Raw genomic sequence first — 17,538 nt, 5'->3', positions numbered from 1 at the left:
TCAGAGTTTGTCGAGCAGCGCTAAAAGGCGCTCAGTCTCGCGCGCACTTAGGTTTTTTGTGGTTTGCTGCGAAATCAATTGGGCGCGCTCGATGGCACTTTTCGCAAAGGCGCGCCCTTGCTCTGTCAGCGAAATCTCTAACCGCCGCAAATCCGTCTTTGAAGGCGTGCTTTGTACCAAACCTTTGCTGCGCAACCGATCCACGACGCCTTTGGTTGTCGCCGCATCCATCCCAACCCGCCGCCCAAGGTGATTTTGAGACAAAGATCCATCAAAATAGAGCCGCGCGAGTATAGCGAATTGCGTTGGGGTCGCCTCGGGCATGTGTTCTGCAAACAGCTCTAAGTGTTTTTGATTGGCCAAGCGCAGTCGAAAGCCGATCTGGTCCTCGAGCCTGTACGCACTTTCCGCCTTGTTCTGAGCCATTCACATTCCTCATCCTGATAATGCAACGATAAGCGCGCATAATTTGTTTGACAACGAACAAGTTTTTGGTGCCAACTTGGGATGTCTGCCAAGACCTGAGGGGAAGTCTAGATATGCCGTTTGTGCGCAACGCGTGGTACGTGGCCGGTTGGTCCAAGGATTTCGGCGAAGACTTGCGCGCGATTACTATCACAGAGCAAAACTTGGTGATGTTTCGCTCCTCTGACGGCCAGATTATTGCGCTGGAGGATCGCTGCCCACATCGTCTGTTGCCGCTGTCTAAGGGCAAGCGCATTGGTGATACGGTGCAATGCGGCTATCACGGTATGACTTTCGGAACGGACGGCAAATGCGTGCGGGTTCCGGGGCAAGATAACTTGCCCGCGTCTGCCTATGTGGAGACATTTCCCGTTCATGAGGCGCATGGGATTGTCTGGATTTGGCCCGGCGAAGCAGCGCTTGCCGCGGACACACCTGTGTTTGATATGCCCGAGTTCAGGGATCCGAATTGGCACGCGCATCACGGCGACGGGCTCCATCTCAAAGCCAATTATCTGAACGTGGCTGAGAACCTTGTTGATCCCGCGCATGTAAGTTTTGTTCACCCCACGACGCTTGGTAGTGCGGCTTCTGAGAACGTTCCTGTGCATGTGTCGACCTCTGGGGATCAGATCGTTGCGTGGCGTTGGATCAAAGATTCTGCACCGGTTGGGTTTTTCCAGAACTTCGGTAATTTCATGGGTAACGTGGATCGCTGGCACTACTACTATTTGCACCTTCCCAGCACCGCTGTAATTGATTTCGGGAGTGTCGCGGTTGAGGCGCAGCTCGAAGAGGATCAGCGCGACAAAGGCGTGCGCATTTTTGCTCTGCACTTTGTGACACCCGTGACTGAGGACTACACGATTGATCACTGGATGCACCTGCGCAACACGGCGGTTGGTGACGAAGACGCCTCTGCGAATATGGACAAGATGTTCCGCATCGCATTTGCCGAGGACAAAGATGTGTTAGAGGCCATCCATATCGAAGAACTGCGCCCGCAAAAGCGCAAACCCATCAGAATTGCCATCGACAAGGGACCTAATGTGTATCGCAAAAGAATACGCGACCTTGTGGAGGCTGAGGCGACCGAAGATCTTGGTGCGCCGATCCATCCGACCTTTGTGCAGCACGATTAACGCTGTCATGGTCGGACCCAACAGAGAGGGAACGACATGAAAAGAAAGACATTTTTGAAAAGCCTTGTAGGCGCAGCTGCGATTGCGGCCGTCGGTCTGCCGGCACTTGCTGAGGACACGATCAAGATTGGTGAGATCAACCACTACAAGCGTCTCGCGGCCTTTGCGGGGCCCTATAAACTTGGCATTGAGATGGCGCTGGAAGAGGTCAACGCGGCTGGTGGCGTTATGGGCAAACCGCTGGAATTCATCTTTCGCGATGACCAAGGAAAGCCCGGCGAAGCGGTGAAAATCGCCGAAGAGCTGATGACGCGCGAAGGCGCTGTGATGCTCACGGGGACGATCTTGTCCAACGTGGGCTTGGCGATTAGCTCGCTCGCGGCGGAGAAGAAGTACGTCTATCTTGCGTCCGAGCCGCTTGCAGATGCAATCACTTGGTCTAAGGGCAATGACTATACGTTCCGTTTGCGCTCTTCCACATATATGCAAGCAGCGATGTTGGCCGAGGAAGCTGCGAAAACTGATGCGACTCGCTATGCAACCATTGCGCCCAACTACGCGTACGGCAAAGACGCGGTCGCTGCGTTTAAGAAAGCTTTGACCAAGCTAAAGCCCGAAGTGGAGTTCGTGGCAGAGCAGTGGCCCGCGTTGTTCAAGATCGACGCAGGTGCAGAAGCGCAAGCGATTGAGCGAGCAAAGCCAGATGCAATCTACAACGTGACTTTTGGTGGTGATCTTGCGAAGTTTGTTCGCGAAGGCGGCACACGTGGGCTCTTTGAAGGGCGTAATGTCTATGGCCTTTTATCTGGCGAACCTGAATATATGGACCCGCTTGGTGATGAAGCACCTGAGGGCTGGATTGTGACGGGCTATCCTTGGTCCGAAATCACCGAAGGATCGGGCAAAATTTTCGTTGATGCGTATATGGCGAAATACGACGATCACCCGCGTATTGGTTCATTGGTGGGTTATATGACGGTGCAATCTATCGTGGCTGTGTTGGAAAAGGCAGGCTCCACGGATAGCGAAGCGATCCGCGCGGCGTTTGCCGATTTGCCAGTGAGCACGCCCGTAGGCGACATTAAGTTCCGCTCGCAAGATCACCAAGCAACGATGGGTGCATACGTTGGCACAATCGCTTTGAAAGATGGCAAAGGCACGTTGGAAAACTGGGTCTATAAGGATGGCGCTGATTACACCTTGCCAGATGAGGAAGTCATGCAGCTGCGCGGCTCCGGCAACTAAGGGCGCGATTTTTCGTCGAAAAATCACAACACGGTCCGCCTGAAAGGGCGGGCCGTTTCCCCCTAAAATACCAAAGGTCAGGGCATGGGTCTTTTCATTGCGCAAATTCTCACAGGGCTCGCCAATGCGAGCGCGCTGTTCATGGTCGCCTCTGGCCTGTCGTTGATTTTCGGTGTCACGCGCATCGTCAATTTCGCACATGGCTCATTCTACATGCTCGGCGCGTATGTAGGATATTCCTTCATGCAGGTCTTGCCGGGCGGGTTCGGCTTTTGGGCGTCGATCCTGTTGGCTGGCCTCGTCGTCGGTATCATTGGTATCATCGTTGAAATGCTGGTCTTGCGCCCTGTATATAAAGCGCCTGAGCTGTTCCAATTGGTCGCCACCTTCGGTGTCATTCTTGTTATCCAAGACCTCACGCTGTTGGTATGGGGCGCGGATGATTTCTTGGGACCGCGCGCGCCAGGGTTGAAAGGGATCATCCGGATCATGGGTGAGCCTGTGCCGAAATATGACCTCGCTTTGATCGCCTTAACCCCTTTCGTGGCTTTTGCTTTGTGGTGGTTGATCACCAAGACACGCACAGGAATTCTCGTGCGCGCAGCGACGCAAGACCGTGAAATGGTTGGAGCATTGGGCGTCAATCAGGCGTGGCTGTTTACTGGTGTTTTCTTCCTCGGTTGCGCTTTGGCGGGTCTTGGCGGTGCTGTACAATTGCCCAAAGGTGGCGCGGACCTGTTAATGGATTTCAACATTCTCTCGGCCATCTTCGTGGTGGTCGTGATTGGCGGCATGGGGTCCTTGCCGGGCGCTTATGTGGCGGCTGTGCTCATCTCCGTGCTCAACGTATTCGGGGTAAATTACCTGCCGCAGTCCACCCTTGCTTTGATGTTCGTTGTTATGGTGGTGGTGCTGATTTTCCGCCCCTTTGGACTGTTTGGTCGTGAGGAAGTCGCGGGCGAGCATGGCCAAGTAGGCGAGCCAGAACGCCCGATCAAACCCGCGGGGCAAACTGCGCGAATGATTGTCGTGGTGGGCTTGGTCCTGCTTGGGCTTTTGCCGCTGGTGGGCGATAGTTTCATTCTTGTCCTGATCACGGACATCGCGATCTTCTGTCTTTTCGCGGCGTCGTTGCACTTTCTTTTGGGCCTTGGCGGTCTCGTTTCCTTTGGTCATGCGGCCTACTTCGGCGGCGGCGCCTATGCGGCGGCACTTCTGGTGACATACGCAGGCACACCGATGGAGCTGGCGCTGATCCTTGCACCGCTTGCGGCTGGTCTCACAGCAATCATTTTCGGCTGGGTCTGTCTGCGCCTGACCGGCGTTTATTTCGCAATGCTCACGCTCGCCTTCGCGCAGCTTCTTTGGTCGCTGGTCTTCCAATGGGGCGATTTCACAGGGGGCGATGACGGTCTGGTGGACATCTGGCCGTCCGAGTGGGCGTCAGGGACGACGACGTTTTACTACCTTGCGCTGGTGCTGTGCATCGGGGGGATCATCCTTCTCCGCCACACTGCGCATTCACCTTTTGGCTACGCCCTACGCGGCGCGCGCGATTCCGCAAGGCAGGCGGAGGCGACGGGCATCAACACCAAGCATGTGCAATGGGTTGCTTTCGGTTTCGCAGGGGCGATGGCGGGGATCGCGGGAGGGCTGTTTGTCTTCTCCAAAGGGTCAATCTTCCCAAATGAATTAGAAATCGCGCGCAGTTTTGATGCGTTGATTGTCGTCTTCCTTGGTGGTGTCAAAACCCTCGCAGGGGGCGTCGTAGGTGGGGCAGCACTAGAGGGTGCAAAAGACTACATCACGCGCTTTGAATATTGGCGCTTGTTACTTGGCTTGCTCATTATCTTCGTCGTGATTCTCGCGCCTGATGGTATTGCGGGGACCTTGCGCAAATGGGCCGAAAGGATCGGCTTTATCAAGCGGGAGGATCAGGCATGAGCGCGGTTCTGGAAGTCAAAGGATTGAGCAAAGCGTTTGGCGCAATTCAAGCGGTGGATGATGTTTCGTTCGAGCTTCAAAAAGGCGAGTTGCTGGCGCTGATCGGGCCGAATGGTGCAGGCAAAAGCACGTGTTTTAACATGCTTATGGGGCAACTCAAATCGTCTGCGGGGACGGTGACCTTGAATGGCAGAGACCTTAAGGGATTGAAACCACGACAGATTTGGCGGCTTGGGGTTGGGCGCACGTTTCAGATTACGGGGACGTATGCGTCGATGACAGTGATCGAGAATGTGCAGATGGCGCTGATCTCGCATCATAAGAAGATCTATTCACTTTTGCCCCGCGCGTATCAGATGTACCGCGATGAGGCGATGGGATTACTCGATCTCGTGGCGATGGCGGATCAATCGGAACGTCACTGCGCTGTTCTTGCCTATGGGGATCTGAAACGTCTCGAACTGGCGATCGCTTTGGCCCACGATCCGACGCTTTTGCTGATGGACGAACCTACTGCCGGAATGGCTCCGGCAGAACGCATTGCTCTGATGCAGCTGACTGCTGACATTGTAGAGAGCCGCGGCGTGAGTGTTTTGTTCACAGAGCATGACATGGACGTCGTTTTTGCACATGCCCACCGTGTTATGGTCCTTAATCGCGGTGCTTTGATCGCCAATGGATCGGTCAATGAGATCCGCAATGACGACCGTGTGCGAGAGGTTTATCTTGGTGGTGGGACGCTCTTTAAGCACGACGGGGAGAGCGCCAATGCTTGAGATCAAAGGCGTAAACAGTTTTTACGGCAAGGCGCATGTTTTGAATGACCTGAGCTTTGATGTCGAACGTGGGCAAGTGGTTGCTCTCTTGGGACGCAATGGTGCGGGCAAAACGACGACGATGAAATCTGTGATGCAGCTTGTCGTGCCGCAAACGGGGTCGGTGACGTACCAAGGCACTGACATTACGCGTATGGCACCGCATAAAGTCGCGAAGTTGGGCCTTGGTTATGTGCCCGAAGAGAGGCGTATTTTCACCGACTTGACAGTTATGGAGAACCTTGAAGTCGGGCGCCAGCCCGCGCGTGAGGAGACGGTGACATGGTCCGAAGATATGCTGTTTGATATGTTCCCGAACCTTGCAGAGCGACGCACCAATCGGGGCAAAGAGTTATCAGGGGGCGAGCAACAAATGCTGACGATTGCGCGTACGTTGATGGGCAATCCGAGCCTCATTCTTCTGGATGAGCCGTCCGAGGGTATTGCGCCCGTGATTGTCGAGGAAATGGCGCGAGTCATTTTACGCCTTAAGAAAGACGGTTTGACGGTGCTTTTGTCTGAGCAAAACTTACACTTTGCGCAGGCCGTGGCCGACCGTGTTGTGATCATTGAAAGTGGTACCGCAAAATACAAAGGCACACTTGGGGAGCTGAACGCGCACCCAGAGGTGCGCGACACTTATCTTTCGGTTTGAAGCACTTTCAGCGCCTTTTCGCCGAGCGATCACGAAATTTTGAGTGGCTCTTTAAGCGGCAATATTCGCACCCATCTCTTTCGTCTCAAACGCCAAAGTTGGAACCTTTGGTATCCCTTGACTGTCCCCAGTTCCATACTTTGCGTCCCGGGCATCCCTCCCGTGGGCGCATTTTTCTTTTGAAATCTGCTTAGAATTAGCGTGAATACCTACATGACCTATCCTGACGCCTTCCTAAAAGACATTCTGAACCGTAATAAAGTGGTCGCCGTCGTGGGCGTGTCCACCAATCCCGTGCGCCCCAGCTACTATGTTGCGCGCTATCTTGGCCTCAAAGGATATACGGTTATCCCTGTGAATCCGGTCTATGCTGGGGACCAATTGTTCGGGCAAATGATCCGCGCGAATTTGAGAGAGATAGATCAACCCGTTGATATGGTAGATATTTTTCGCCGCTCTGACCATGTGCCCGCGATTGTGGATGAAGCATTGGAGCATCTTCCCAATCTGAAAACGATCTGGTTGCAAATTGGTGTGGAGCACGCCGAAGCCACGGCCAAGGCTGAAGCGGTTGGATTGGATGTTGTGCAAAATCGTTGCCCAAAAATCGAATATCAGCGACTTTTTGGCGAATTACGCATGGGTGGTTTTGCCACGGGCGTCATTTCTTCCAAGCTATAATCCGTCCATTTCTTGCTGAAACTCCTCTGAAATAGTGAATTGAGCAATTTAGCTGCCTGTGTTTCATTGAACATCACCGCGATGTGTCTATTTTAGTTTAAACGGTGACGTGCTAGGTCGCGCACCAAAGATATATCAAGGAGAGTGTCGTTGGGTAACGCACGCAATATCGCCTTTTGGGTTGTTCTGTTCCTTTTGGTTTTGGCCCTGTTCAATCTGTTCAGTGGTAATAACGCCAATCTTCAGAGCCGCGAACTAAGCTATTCTGAGTTTGTGTCTTCCGTGAACGGAGGCGGTGTGACCAATGTGACGTTGGACGGCGAACGCATTCGGTTCCGTGGATCTGATGGTGCCGACTACGTAACGATCAAGCCGGCAGACGCTAATGTCTCCGAGTTCTTGATTGAGCAAAATGTTGCAGTCCGCGCAGAGCAACAAGAACAGTCTGGACTCCAGACATTCATTCTCTCGCTTCTGCCTTTCCTTTTGTTAATTGGCGTGTGGGTCTTTTTCATGAACCGTATGCAGGGTGGTGGCAAAGGTGGCGCGATGGGCTTTGGCAAATCCAAGGCGAAGATGCTTACACAGAAAGAGGGTCGCGTAACCTTTGACGATGTGGCGGGCATTGATGAAGCCAAGGAAGAGCTCGAAGAGATCGTTGAATTCCTGCGCAATCCCCAAAAGTTCTCGCGTCTTGGCGGCAAGATCCCGAAAGGCGCTTTGCTAGAAGGCCCTCCCGGTACAGGTAAAACGCTGCTTGCGCGAGCAATTGCAGGTGAAGCGGGTGTACCGTTCTTTACAATCTCTGGTTCCGACTTCGTTGAAATGTTCGTTGGTGTGGGTGCATCCCGTGTGCGTGATATGTTTGAGCAGGCGAAAAAGAACGCGCCTTGCATTGTGTTTATCGACGAAATCGATGCGGTAGGTCGCCATCGTGGCGCTGGCTATGGCGGTGGTAACGATGAGCGTGAGCAAACGTTGAACCAACTGCTCGTTGAGATGGACGGTTTTGAAGCCAATGAAGGCGTGATAATCATTGCGGCGACGAACCGTAAAGATGTGCTTGATCCTGCTTTGCTACGTCCAGGTCGTTTTGACCGTCAGGTCACTGTCGGCAATCCAGACATCAAAGGCCGCGAAAAAATTTTGCACGTCCACGCGCGCAAAACACCGCTTGGTCCTGACGTTGATCTGCGCATCATCGCACGCGGCACACCGGGTTTCTCCGGTGCAGATCTTGCGAACCTCGTCAATGAAGCTGCCCTTGGAGCTGCACGTGTCGGACGTCGGTTCGTTGCGATGGAAGATTTCGAGAGCGCGAAAGACAAGATCATGATGGGTGCTGAGCGCCGCTCTATGGTCATGACTGACGATCAAAAAGAGATGACCGCGTATCACGAAGCAGGTCACGCCTTGGTCGGTATCATGCTGCCGAAATGCGATCCGGTTTATAAAGCGACGATCATTCCACGCGGTGGTGCGTTGGGCATGGTGATGAGCTTGCCTGAAATGGATCGCCTCAACATGTTCAAAGACGAATGCCACCAGCGTTTGGCGATGACAATGGCGGGTAAAGCGGCTGAAATTTGGAAGTACGGTCCTGAAGCCGTGTCCAACGGCCCTGCGGGTGACATCATGCAAGCGTCTGCTTTGGCGCGCGCCATGGTGCTGCGCTGGGGTATGTCGGAGAAGGTCGGCAACATCGACTATTCCGAGGCGGCGGATGGTTATTCCGGCAGCACAGGTGGTTTCTCGGTCTCTGCGAACACGAAAGAAATGATCGAGGAAGAGGTCCAGAAGTTCATTCAAGACGGGTATGAGTGGGCCGTGAAAATCATCACTGAGAACGAGACAGAGTTCGAACGTCTCGCGCAAGGTTTGCTTGAGTACGAAACGCTCACGGGTGATGAAATCAAACGCGTGATGAATGGTGATGCGCCAACATCAGGCCCAGATGAAGACGACACTCCAGATCAAGGGTCTGCACCTAGTGTGACAGCTATCCCGAAGACCAAACCGCGGGCCAAGCCCTCGGGCGGGATGGAACCTGAGCCCTCTGCATAAGTGCTAAAACCCCGGCTGAGGGTGGGGGTTTTTCTTTTGGGGTGACCTGCATTGGTGTCTTTGATCCCAGCTATCACAAGTTCTGGATTGATTGCTTGCGGTCTCTGCGCCAAAACAGAGCACGACCTACAAAGGAGAGCGCCATGCCCGCCCTGAAACCCACCGACTACTTTGCGACTGTGCTCTGGCTCGGGTCGGTGAAAGACAGCGAAGCGGATTTACGCTCTGATTCAACCGGCGACATGCCGCTCACTTTCGCGGGCTATGCAGCAGAGTTTCACGCAGGGCTGACGCGACCCTCATGCAGTCGTGTTAAACAACAGTATCCGCGATATACTGAGATCAAAAATACCCGCCAGCTTTCGATTGTCTCCCAAGAAGAGCTGGATTTTATCGCCGCTGATATTGGTCTCGAGACCCTCGCGCCGCATTTGATAGGTGCCTCGGTTGTGATCGAGGGCATCCAAGATTGGAGTCACGTGCCCCCGTCCTCCCGCCTCGTGAGCGAGGGTGGCCCGGGTCTAATCATCGACATGGAAAACAGACCCTGCCATCTGCCTGCGCCATTTATCGAGGTTGAAAATCCTGGCCTTGGCAAAAGCTTCAAAACCGCTGCGAAAGGGCGTCGCGGTGTCACAGCTTCGGTTGAGCAGGAAGGCGTTTTGCAGATCGGAATGCGCTTGCGTTTGCACATCCCAGATCAGCCTAACTGGGCAATGATCGATTAGCGACATTCAGAGTTGCAATTGAGACATATAGTCCGATACGCGACTCGCTAGACACCGTTTTTTCGTCATTTTCTGTCTTAAATCAGCGAATGTATGCGACTGTATGGCGTAGGAATGATCCAACGAATCCGGCGTGTTTAATGCTGCTTAGGGGGATCACTTATGGCGCTCGACGATCGCAAAGGCGTTTGGAAATCTGGCAAAGGCAAGGGACGGCACACGCCGAAAGGTCGCCAATTGGAGGACCAGGCTTGGGAAGACGTCAGAGCACTTCTTGCAGATCGCCCGCGTCGCTCAGACCTACTGATCGAATTTCTCCACTTGATCCAAGACGCATACGGTCATCTGAGCGCGGCTCATTTGCGCGCGTTAGCCGAAGAACTTCGCCTGTCGATGGCGGAAGTCTACGAGGTCGCGACATTCTACGCGCACTTCGATGTGGTGAAAGAGGGCGAGACACCTCCGCCTGCTTTGACGATCCGTGTGTGTGATTCACTTTCTTGCGAATTGGCGGGTGCACAAGCGCTAAAATCGGCTTTGGAGGGTGGTTTGGACGCTTCTGAAGTGCGCGTCTTGCGCGCACCGTGTATGGGCCGCTGCGATACGGCACCTGTCTTGGAACTTGGCCACCACCACATTGGCCACGCCACACCTGAGAAGGTCGAAGCGGCGATTGCTGCGAACCATACCCACGCGGATATTCCAGCGTACGAGGATTTCCCGGCTTATGAGGCGGCGGGCGGGTATGCCTCCCTCAAAAAGCTGCGCGCTAATGGCGATTGGGCGCAGGTCCAAGACAAAGTTCTTGACGCTGGTCTTCGTGGCCTTGGTGGTGCGGGTTTTCCGTCCGGTAAAAAATGGGGCTTTGTGCGCGCCAATGAGGGCACGTGTTACTTGGCCGTGAACGGCGACGAGGGCGAGCCTGGCACGTTCAAAGACCGTTATTATTTGGAACGCACGCCGCATCTTTTCCTCGAAGGCATGCTCATTGCTGCTTGGGCGGTCGAGGCGGAAACCTGCTTTATCTACATGCGCGATGAATATCCTGCGGTTCTGCACATCTTGGCCGAGGAGATCGCGAAGCTTGAAAATTCTGGCATCGTTGAGAAGGGCTACATCGATCTTCGTCGCGGCGCGGGTGCTTATATCTGCGGTGAAGAAAGCGCGATGATCGAAAGCATCGAGGGCAAGCGTGGTCTTCCTCGTCACCGGCCACCTTTCGTCGCTCAAGTGGGTATCTTCAACAAGCCGACTTTGGTGCATAACGTTGAAACACTCCTTTGGGTCACACGCATCGTTCGCGAAGGGCCTGAGGTGCTGTCCGCGACCGAAAAGAATGGCCGCAAAGGTCTGCGCAGCTATTCAATCTCTGGTCGTGTCAATAATCCTGGGGTGCATCTGCTCCCTGCGGGTTCCACGATCGTGGACTTGATTGAAGCCACTGGTGGTATGATGGACGGTCACATCTTCAAAGCTTACCAACCCGGTGGGCCATCTTCGGGTCTTTTACCTGCTTCAATTACTGACGTGCCGATGGATTTCGACACGCTGCAACCGCTTGGAACTTTCATTGGATCGGCGGCTGTTGTTATCCTGTCTGACAAAGACAGCGCAAGAGGCGCCACGCTTAATATGCTGCGCTTTTTCGAGGATGAAAGTTGTGGCCAATGCACGCCATGCCGCGTTGGTTGCGAGAAAGCGGTCAAGCTGATGCAAGCAGACAAGTGGGATCAACCGCTGCTTGAAGAGCTGTGCACAGCGATGGGCGATGCGTCGATTTGTGGTCTGGGGCAAGCAGCTCCGAACCCGATCCGCATGACCATGAAACACTTCGCGGATGAAGTGTAATGGGCAGCGCAATCGCCACAGTCCAAGTCGATGATGTGCGTGTGCGCGTGATCGGAATGGGCATTCGAGCCGGGCACAGACACCGGATTTCATACACACGGCATGGATTACGTCGTGATCCTGATGGCCTCTGGCACACTCACCATTGTGGACGCTGATGGGAACGAGACTACAAGCGAGTTGGTCGCAGGCCAGTCCTATTCGCGCACAACTGGTGTGGCGCATAACGTTATTAACCGCACGAATGAGAAAATTGTTTTCGTCGAAGTGGAGCATAAAGCATGACCGATCAAATTACATTCACGCTCGACGGCGAAGAAGTCACCGCTGACAAAGGCATGACCATTTGGGAAGTTGCCAACGGTCGCGGTCTCATTATTCCGCATCTGTGCCACAAACCACAGCCTGGGTATCGCCCCGATGGCAACTGCCGCGCCTGCATGGTCGAGGTCGCGGGCGAGCGCACATTGGTTGCCTCCTGCATTCGCGACGCGTCGGAGGGGATGGTTGTCACAACCAATTCCAACCGCGCGCAGAGCGCGCGTAAGATGGTTGTTGAAATGCTGCTCGCGGACCAGCCAGAGCGTGATGTATCCCATGATAAATCCTCGCATTTGTGGGATATGGCTGATGCGAATGGTATCGATCAAACCCGCTTCCCCAAGCTGGAAGAGGGCCGCATTCCTCTGCTCGATGACAGCCACGTTGCGATGTCTGTGAACCTTGATGCTTGCATCCAGTGTGGTCTTTGCGTGCGCGCGTGCCGTGAAGTGCAGGTCAACGATGTGATTGGCATGGCGGGTCGTGGACAGGATGCGTACCCGACGTTTGACCTTGCTGATCCGATGGGCGACAGCACGTGTGTTGCTTGCGGTGAATGCGTGCAAGCCTGCCCGACGGGCGCTTTGATGCCATCGACTGTGGTTGACGACGCGCAGGTTGGCGACAGTAAGGACTTCGATTCTGAGACCGAAAGCGTTTGCCCGTTCTGTGGTGTCGGCTGCAAGGTGTCACTCAAGGTCAAAGACGGCAAAGTGAAATATGTAGAGGGCATCAATGGCCCAGCGAACGAAGGTCGTTTGTGCGTTAAAGGGCGCTTTGGCTTTGATTACATTCACCATGAACACCGCCTGACTATGCCACTGATCCGCCGTGATGACGCGCCTGCGAAGGGTCTTAATGTTGATCCGGGCGACGTGCTGACGCATTTCCGCGAAGCAAGCTGGGAAGAGGCGATGGCCCACGCCGCTGGTGGTCTGGCCAAACTGCGCCAAGCGCATGGTGGGCAATCTGTGGCTGGTTTCGGCTCTGCCAAATGCACCAATGAAGAAGCCTATCTGTTCCAAAAATTGATCCGCCAAGGGTTCAAGCATAACAACGTTGATCACTGTACTCGTCTGTGCCACGCGTCCTCTGTTGCGGCTTTGATTGAAAATGTTGGCTCAGGTGCCGTGACTGCGACGTTTAACGAGATTGAAAACTCGGACGTTGCCATTGTCATCGGTGCTAACCCTGTGGAAAACCACCCCGTTGCGGCGACCTATTTCAAACAGTTCACCAAGAACGGCGGCAAGTTGATTGTCATGGATCCGCGTGGGCAGGGCCTAAAGCGTCACGCGAGCCACATGCTGCAATTCCGCCCTGGCGCTGATGTGAGTATGCTTAACGCGATCATGCATGTGATTGTTGAAGAAGGCCTCTACGATCAGGAATATATCGACGCTTACACAGAGAACTGGGAAGCTGAGAAAGAACACCTTAAGGCCTTCACTCCCGAAGCGATGGAACCGATTTGCGGCATTGCACCTGATGTGATCCGCGATGTTGCGCGCACTTTTGCGGGTGCCAAAGCAGGAATGATTTTCTGGGGTATGGGTGTGTCTCAGCACATTCACGGGACGGATAATTCGCGCTGCCTGATCAGCCTTGCTTTAATGACGGGCCAGGTTGGTCGTCCAGGCGCTGGTCTTCACCCGCTACGCGGTCAGAACAACGTACAAGGTGCTTCCGATGCGGGTCTTGTTCCGATGTTCGTTCCCGACTATCGCTCTGTCGAGGATGACGCGGTGCGCGAAGACATCTTTGGCGTCTGGGGCCGTGATGAGGATTGGTCGAACAAGCGTGGTTTGACCGTGACTGAGATCGTCGATCAAGCTTTTGCTGGCAACATCAAGGGCATGTATATTCAAGGCGAAAACCCTGCCATGTCTGACCCTGATGTAAAGCACGCGCGCGATGCATTCGCAAAATTAGAGCATCTCGTTGTGCAGGATATCTTCCTCACTGAGACCGCCTGTTTTGCGGATGTGATTCTGCCAGCCTCTGCGCTTTATGAAAAGAATGGCACTGTTTCCAACACCAACCGCCAAGTTCAGCGCGTGCGCCCTGCGGTGACCCCGCCCGGTGAAGCGCGTCAGGACTGGGCGATTACTGTTGAGCTTGCGCAGCGATTGGGTCTCGATTGGGACTACACGGATGCGAGCCAAGTTTTCGCGGAGATGAAGCAAGTGATGAAATCGCTCGACAACATCACGTGGGAACGTCTGAAGACGGAAACGGTCACTTACCCATCTCTTAGCCCGACAGATCCGGGCCAAGCGGTTGTGTTTGGGGGTGGTTTCCCTCGTGCAGATGGACGTGCAAAGTTTACCCCAGCGGCTGTGATCGCACCGGATGAAGCACCAGATACAGAATATCCGATGATCATGACGACAGGTCGTCAGCTGGAGCATTGGCACACAGGGTCGATGACCCGACGCGCTTTGGTTCTGGACGCGGTTGAGCCTGAGGCAAATTGCTCGCTCCACCCCAAAACGCTACGTGCGCTTGGTGTTGAACCGGGCGGCATGGTGCGCCTGACAACGCGTCGAGGCAGCATCGACATCATGGCCCGCGCAGATCGCGCAGTGTCAGAGGATATGGTGTTCGTGCCCTTCGCCTATGTTGAAGCGGCGGCGAATGTGCTGACCAATCCGGCCATCGATCCATACGGGAAAATTCCCGAATTCAAATTCTCGGCGGTGCGCGTCGAGGCAGTTTAAAGCATCGCTGCAGAATAAGCAGCGCCAATTTCTCAACAGGAAGTAAGACACATGGGTTATAAATCAGACATCGAAATCGCGCGTGAAGCCGATAAAAAGAAGATCCAAGAAATTGGTATAAAGCTGGGCATCGAGAGCAAAGATCTGCTGCCTTACGGCCACGACAAAGCGAAGGTCTCTCAGGAGTTTATTAACTCTGTTCAAGGCAACAAAAACGGCAAGCTGGTACTTGTGACCGCGATCAACCCAACACCTGCGGGCGAGGGTAAGACAACAACGACTGTTGGTCTTGGCGACGGCCTGAACCGCATCGGTAAAAAGGCAGCTGTTTGTATCCGTGAAGCGTCCTTGGGGCCAAACTTCGGCATGAAGGGTGGCGCTGCGGGCGGTGGTTACGCTCAGGTTGTGCCGATGGAAGACATGAACCTGCACTTCACGGGCGATTTCCATGCGATCACATCCGCGCATTCGTTGCTCTCCGCGATGCTCGACAACCACATTTATTGGGGCAATGAATGCGACATCGATATTCGCCGCGTCCAGTGGAAGCGCGTTGTGGACATGAATGACCGTGCGCTGCGTCAGATCACAGCGTCCCTTGGCGGCGTCGCGAACGGCTTCCCACGTGAAGCGGGTTTCGACATCACTGTTGCATCCGAAGTTATGGCGATCCTTTGCTTGGCAAAGGATTTGAAAGACCTTGAGAAACGTTTGGGTGACATGATCGTGGCGTACCGCCGTGATCGCAGCCCTGTTTTCTGCCGCGATATTAAGGCGGAGGGCGCGATGACTGTTTTGCTGAAAGACGCGATGCAGCCGAACCTTGTGCAGACTTTGGAAAACAATCCTGCCTTTGTACACGGCGGCCCATTCGCGAACATCGCGCATGGTTGTAACTCTGTGATTGCGACGACAACGGCGCTTAAGATTGCTGATTTCGTTGTGACCGAAGCAGGCTTCGGCGCGGATCTTGGCGCTGAAAAATTCATGAACATCAAGTGCCGCAAAGCGGGTCTATCCCCTGATTGCGTCGTGCTGGTTGCGACTGTGCGCGCGATGAAAATGAACGGTGGCGTTGCGAAAGCGGACCTTGGCGCTGAGAACGTGGACGCGGTCAACGAGGGTTGTGCAAACCTTGGTCGTCACATTGGCAACCTTAAATCCTTCGGCGTTCCAGTCGTTGTTGCGATCAACCACTTTGTCACAGACACGGACGCAGAAGTTCAGGCGGTGAAGGACTATGTAGCGACACAAGGTTCCGAGGCGATCCTGTCGCGTCACTGGGAATTGGGTTCCGAAGGCTCTGCTGATTTGGCGACGCGCGTTGCCGAAATTGCTGAAAGCGGAGAGAGCAAGTTCGCACCGATCTATGAAGATGACATGCCGTTGATGTCCAAGATTGAGACGATTGCGAAGAAAATCTACCATGCGGATGATGTGATTGCGGATACGAAAATTCGTGATCAGCTGAAGCTTTGGGAAGAGCAGGGCTATGGTAACCTGCCGATTTGTATGGCGAAAACGCAGTATAGCTTCTCGACTGATCCGTCTTTGCGCGGTGCACCTACCGGCCACTCTGTGCCTGTGCGTGAAGTGCGCTTGTCGGCTGGTGCAGGGTTCGTTGTGGTTGTATGCGGTGAGATCATGACGATGCCGGGTCTGCCTCGCGTACCGTCCGCTGAGAATATTCACCTCAATGACGATGGCCAGATTGAAGGTTTGTTCTAAAAACAAGGTGGTGCTTGGAAACAGGCACGGCCTCATATACTTCTGATGAAGACAGATTACTAAGGGATGATGTGATGAGCGCACAGATTATCGATGGTAAAGCATTTGCTGCCAAAGTTCGCGGCCAAGTGGCTGAACACGTCACCGCTTTAAAGGCAGATCACGGGATTACTCCGGGTCTTGCGGTTGTGCTGGTCGGCGAAGATCCTGCAAGCGAAGTCTATGTTGCGGCCAAGCATAAGCAGACGGTCGAAGTCGGGATGGCCTCATTCGAGCACAAATTGCCCGCTGATGTTTCAGCGGCGGATCTTTTTGCGCTTATCGATCAGCTCAACGCCGATAAGAATGTGCACGGCATTTTGTGCCAATTCCCCGTACCAGACCATTTGAATGAACGCGCGGTCGTGGCGCGGATCGATCCGGCGAAAGATGTCGATGGACTCAGTGTTGTGAATGCAGGCTTGCTTGCCAGTGGTGAGACAGGTTTGGTTTCGTGCACCCCACTTGGCTGTCTGATGCTTTTGCGCGATCAATTGGGTGATATGACCGGCAAAGAAGCAGTGATCATTGGCCGTTCAAACCTGTTTGGCAAGCCTATGGGCCAACTGTTGCTGCAAGATAACTGCACCGTAACTATTGCGCATTCGCGCACGGCAGATTTGCCTGCTGTATGTAAACGTGCAGATATTTTGGTGGCAGCTGTTGGTCGAGCTGAAATGGTCAAAGCCGATTGGGTCAAACCTGGCGCCACCATCATTGACGTTGGCATCACACGCATTCCGCATCCTGATAAGCCGGGTAAGTCCAAGCTTTTGGGCGACGTTGATTTCGCACCCTGTTCCAAAGTTGCAGGTACGATCACGCCCGTGCCGGGTGGTGTCGGACCTATGACAATCGCATGTTTGTTAGCAAATACTGTGACAGCGTGCTGCCGCGCAAACGGGTTGGCAGAGCCTGAAGGGCTTACTGCGTAAGTCACTCTTTGATGGGCAATTTGCCTATTCTCGCAAGAATTGCAGCCGCGCTCTTTGGGTGCGGCTTTTCATTTAAGGGTCCCAAAAAGCGCAGGAAAAATTTCCCTTCCCCAAAGGGTTGAAAATGCGCCATGATGCGCAACCACAGGAGGTAAGAAGCCCTTCCCGAAGGTGGACAAAAAGTGTTTTTTCGAATGCGGTCACATAG

At 54.1% G+C, this 17,538-nt stretch carries 14 protein-coding genes; 13 read left to right on the top strand and 1 reads right to left on the bottom strand.

Annotated elements, in window-relative coordinates; genetic code table 11:
• On the bottom strand, positions 1 to 426 hold the full coding sequence (locus QZ280_RS02160) for a MarR family transcriptional regulator (RefSeq protein ID WP_293440660.1): 426 nt from the start codon (positions 424 to 426) through the stop codon (positions 1 to 3).
• Between the two features lie 113 nt (positions 427 to 539).
• On the opposite strand from QZ280_RS02160, the gene QZ280_RS02155 reads away from it, so the two are divergent.
• The 13 genes from QZ280_RS02155 to folD all read left to right on the top strand — a co-directional run bounded on the left by QZ280_RS02155 (position 540) and on the right by folD (position 17,330).
• Positions 540 to 1,607: an aromatic ring-hydroxylating dioxygenase subunit alpha gene (locus QZ280_RS02155; protein ID WP_293440658.1), complete on the top strand. Its 1,068-nt coding sequence runs from the start codon at positions 540 to 542 to the stop codon at positions 1,605 to 1,607.
• Positions 1,608 to 1,643: 36 nt separating this feature from the next.
• Positions 1,644 to 2,852, top strand: coding sequence for an ABC transporter substrate-binding protein (locus QZ280_RS02150; protein WP_293440656.1), 1,209 nt, complete (start codon positions 1,644 to 1,646; stop codon positions 2,850 to 2,852).
• Positions 2,853 to 2,936: 84 nt separating this feature from the next.
• On the top strand, positions 2,937 to 4,796 hold the full coding sequence (locus QZ280_RS02145) for an ABC transporter permease (RefSeq protein WP_293440654.1): 1,860 nt from the start codon (positions 2,937 to 2,939) through the stop codon (positions 4,794 to 4,796).
• Complete coding sequence (locus QZ280_RS02140; protein ID WP_293440652.1) at positions 4,793 to 5,572, top strand: ABC transporter ATP-binding protein; 780 nt, start codon at positions 4,793 to 4,795, stop codon at positions 5,570 to 5,572. The genes QZ280_RS02145 and QZ280_RS02140 overlap by 4 nt, the downstream gene beginning before the upstream one ends.
• Complete coding sequence (locus tag QZ280_RS02135; protein ID WP_293440650.1) at positions 5,565 to 6,266, top strand: ABC transporter ATP-binding protein; 702 nt, start codon at positions 5,565 to 5,567, stop codon at positions 6,264 to 6,266. The genes QZ280_RS02140 and QZ280_RS02135 overlap by 8 nt, the downstream gene beginning before the upstream one ends.
• 213 nt (positions 6,267 to 6,479) lie before the next feature.
• Entirely contained in the window at positions 6,480 to 6,947 is a 468-nt protein-coding gene (locus tag QZ280_RS02130) for a CoA-binding protein (protein WP_293440648.1), read from the top strand.
• A gap of 150 nt (positions 6,948 to 7,097) precedes the next feature.
• Complete coding sequence (ftsH, locus tag QZ280_RS02125; protein WP_293440646.1) at positions 7,098 to 9,011, top strand: ATP-dependent zinc metalloprotease FtsH; 1,914 nt, start codon at positions 7,098 to 7,100, stop codon at positions 9,009 to 9,011.
• A 143-nt stretch (positions 9,012 to 9,154) separates the two neighbouring features.
• A complete protein-coding gene (locus tag QZ280_RS02120; RefSeq protein ID WP_293440644.1) occupies positions 9,155 to 9,739 on the top strand; it encodes an MOSC domain-containing protein in 585 nt (194 codons plus the stop codon).
• Positions 9,740 to 9,901: 162 nt separating this feature from the next.
• Positions 9,902 to 11,587, top strand: coding sequence for an NAD(P)H-dependent oxidoreductase subunit E (locus tag QZ280_RS02115; RefSeq protein WP_293440642.1), 1,686 nt, complete (start codon positions 9,902 to 9,904; stop codon positions 11,585 to 11,587).
• Between the two features lie 102 nt (positions 11,588 to 11,689).
• Complete coding sequence (locus QZ280_RS02110; protein ID WP_293440640.1) at positions 11,690 to 11,872, top strand: hypothetical protein; 183 nt, start codon at positions 11,690 to 11,692, stop codon at positions 11,870 to 11,872.
• Positions 11,869 to 14,628 carry a formate dehydrogenase subunit alpha gene (gene fdhF, locus QZ280_RS02105; protein WP_293440638.1) on the top strand — a complete coding sequence of 920 codons (2,760 nt, stop codon included), beginning with the start codon at positions 11,869 to 11,871 and terminating at the stop codon, positions 14,626 to 14,628. Before QZ280_RS02110 ends, fdhF begins: the two co-directional genes overlap by 4 nt.
• Positions 14,629 to 14,679: 51 nt before the next feature.
• Positions 14,680 to 16,356, top strand: coding sequence for a formate--tetrahydrofolate ligase (locus QZ280_RS02100; protein ID WP_293440636.1), 1,677 nt, complete (start codon positions 14,680 to 14,682; stop codon positions 16,354 to 16,356).
• A 74-nt stretch (positions 16,357 to 16,430) separates the two neighbouring features.
• Positions 16,431 to 17,330, top strand: coding sequence for a bifunctional methylenetetrahydrofolate dehydrogenase/methenyltetrahydrofolate cyclohydrolase FolD (folD, locus tag QZ280_RS02095; RefSeq protein WP_293440634.1), 900 nt, complete (start codon positions 16,431 to 16,433; stop codon positions 17,328 to 17,330).
• The last annotated feature ends 208 nt before the right edge of the window (positions 17,331 to 17,538 follow it).

The organism is Planktotalea sp. (assembly GCF_018607995.1).
In the GTDB taxonomy this organism is placed as follows: Bacteria; Pseudomonadota; Alphaproteobacteria; order Rhodobacterales; family Rhodobacteraceae; genus Planktotalea.
Note: the sequence above shows the minus strand (reverse complement) of the source record. Positions and strands in the feature narration are given on the sequence as shown.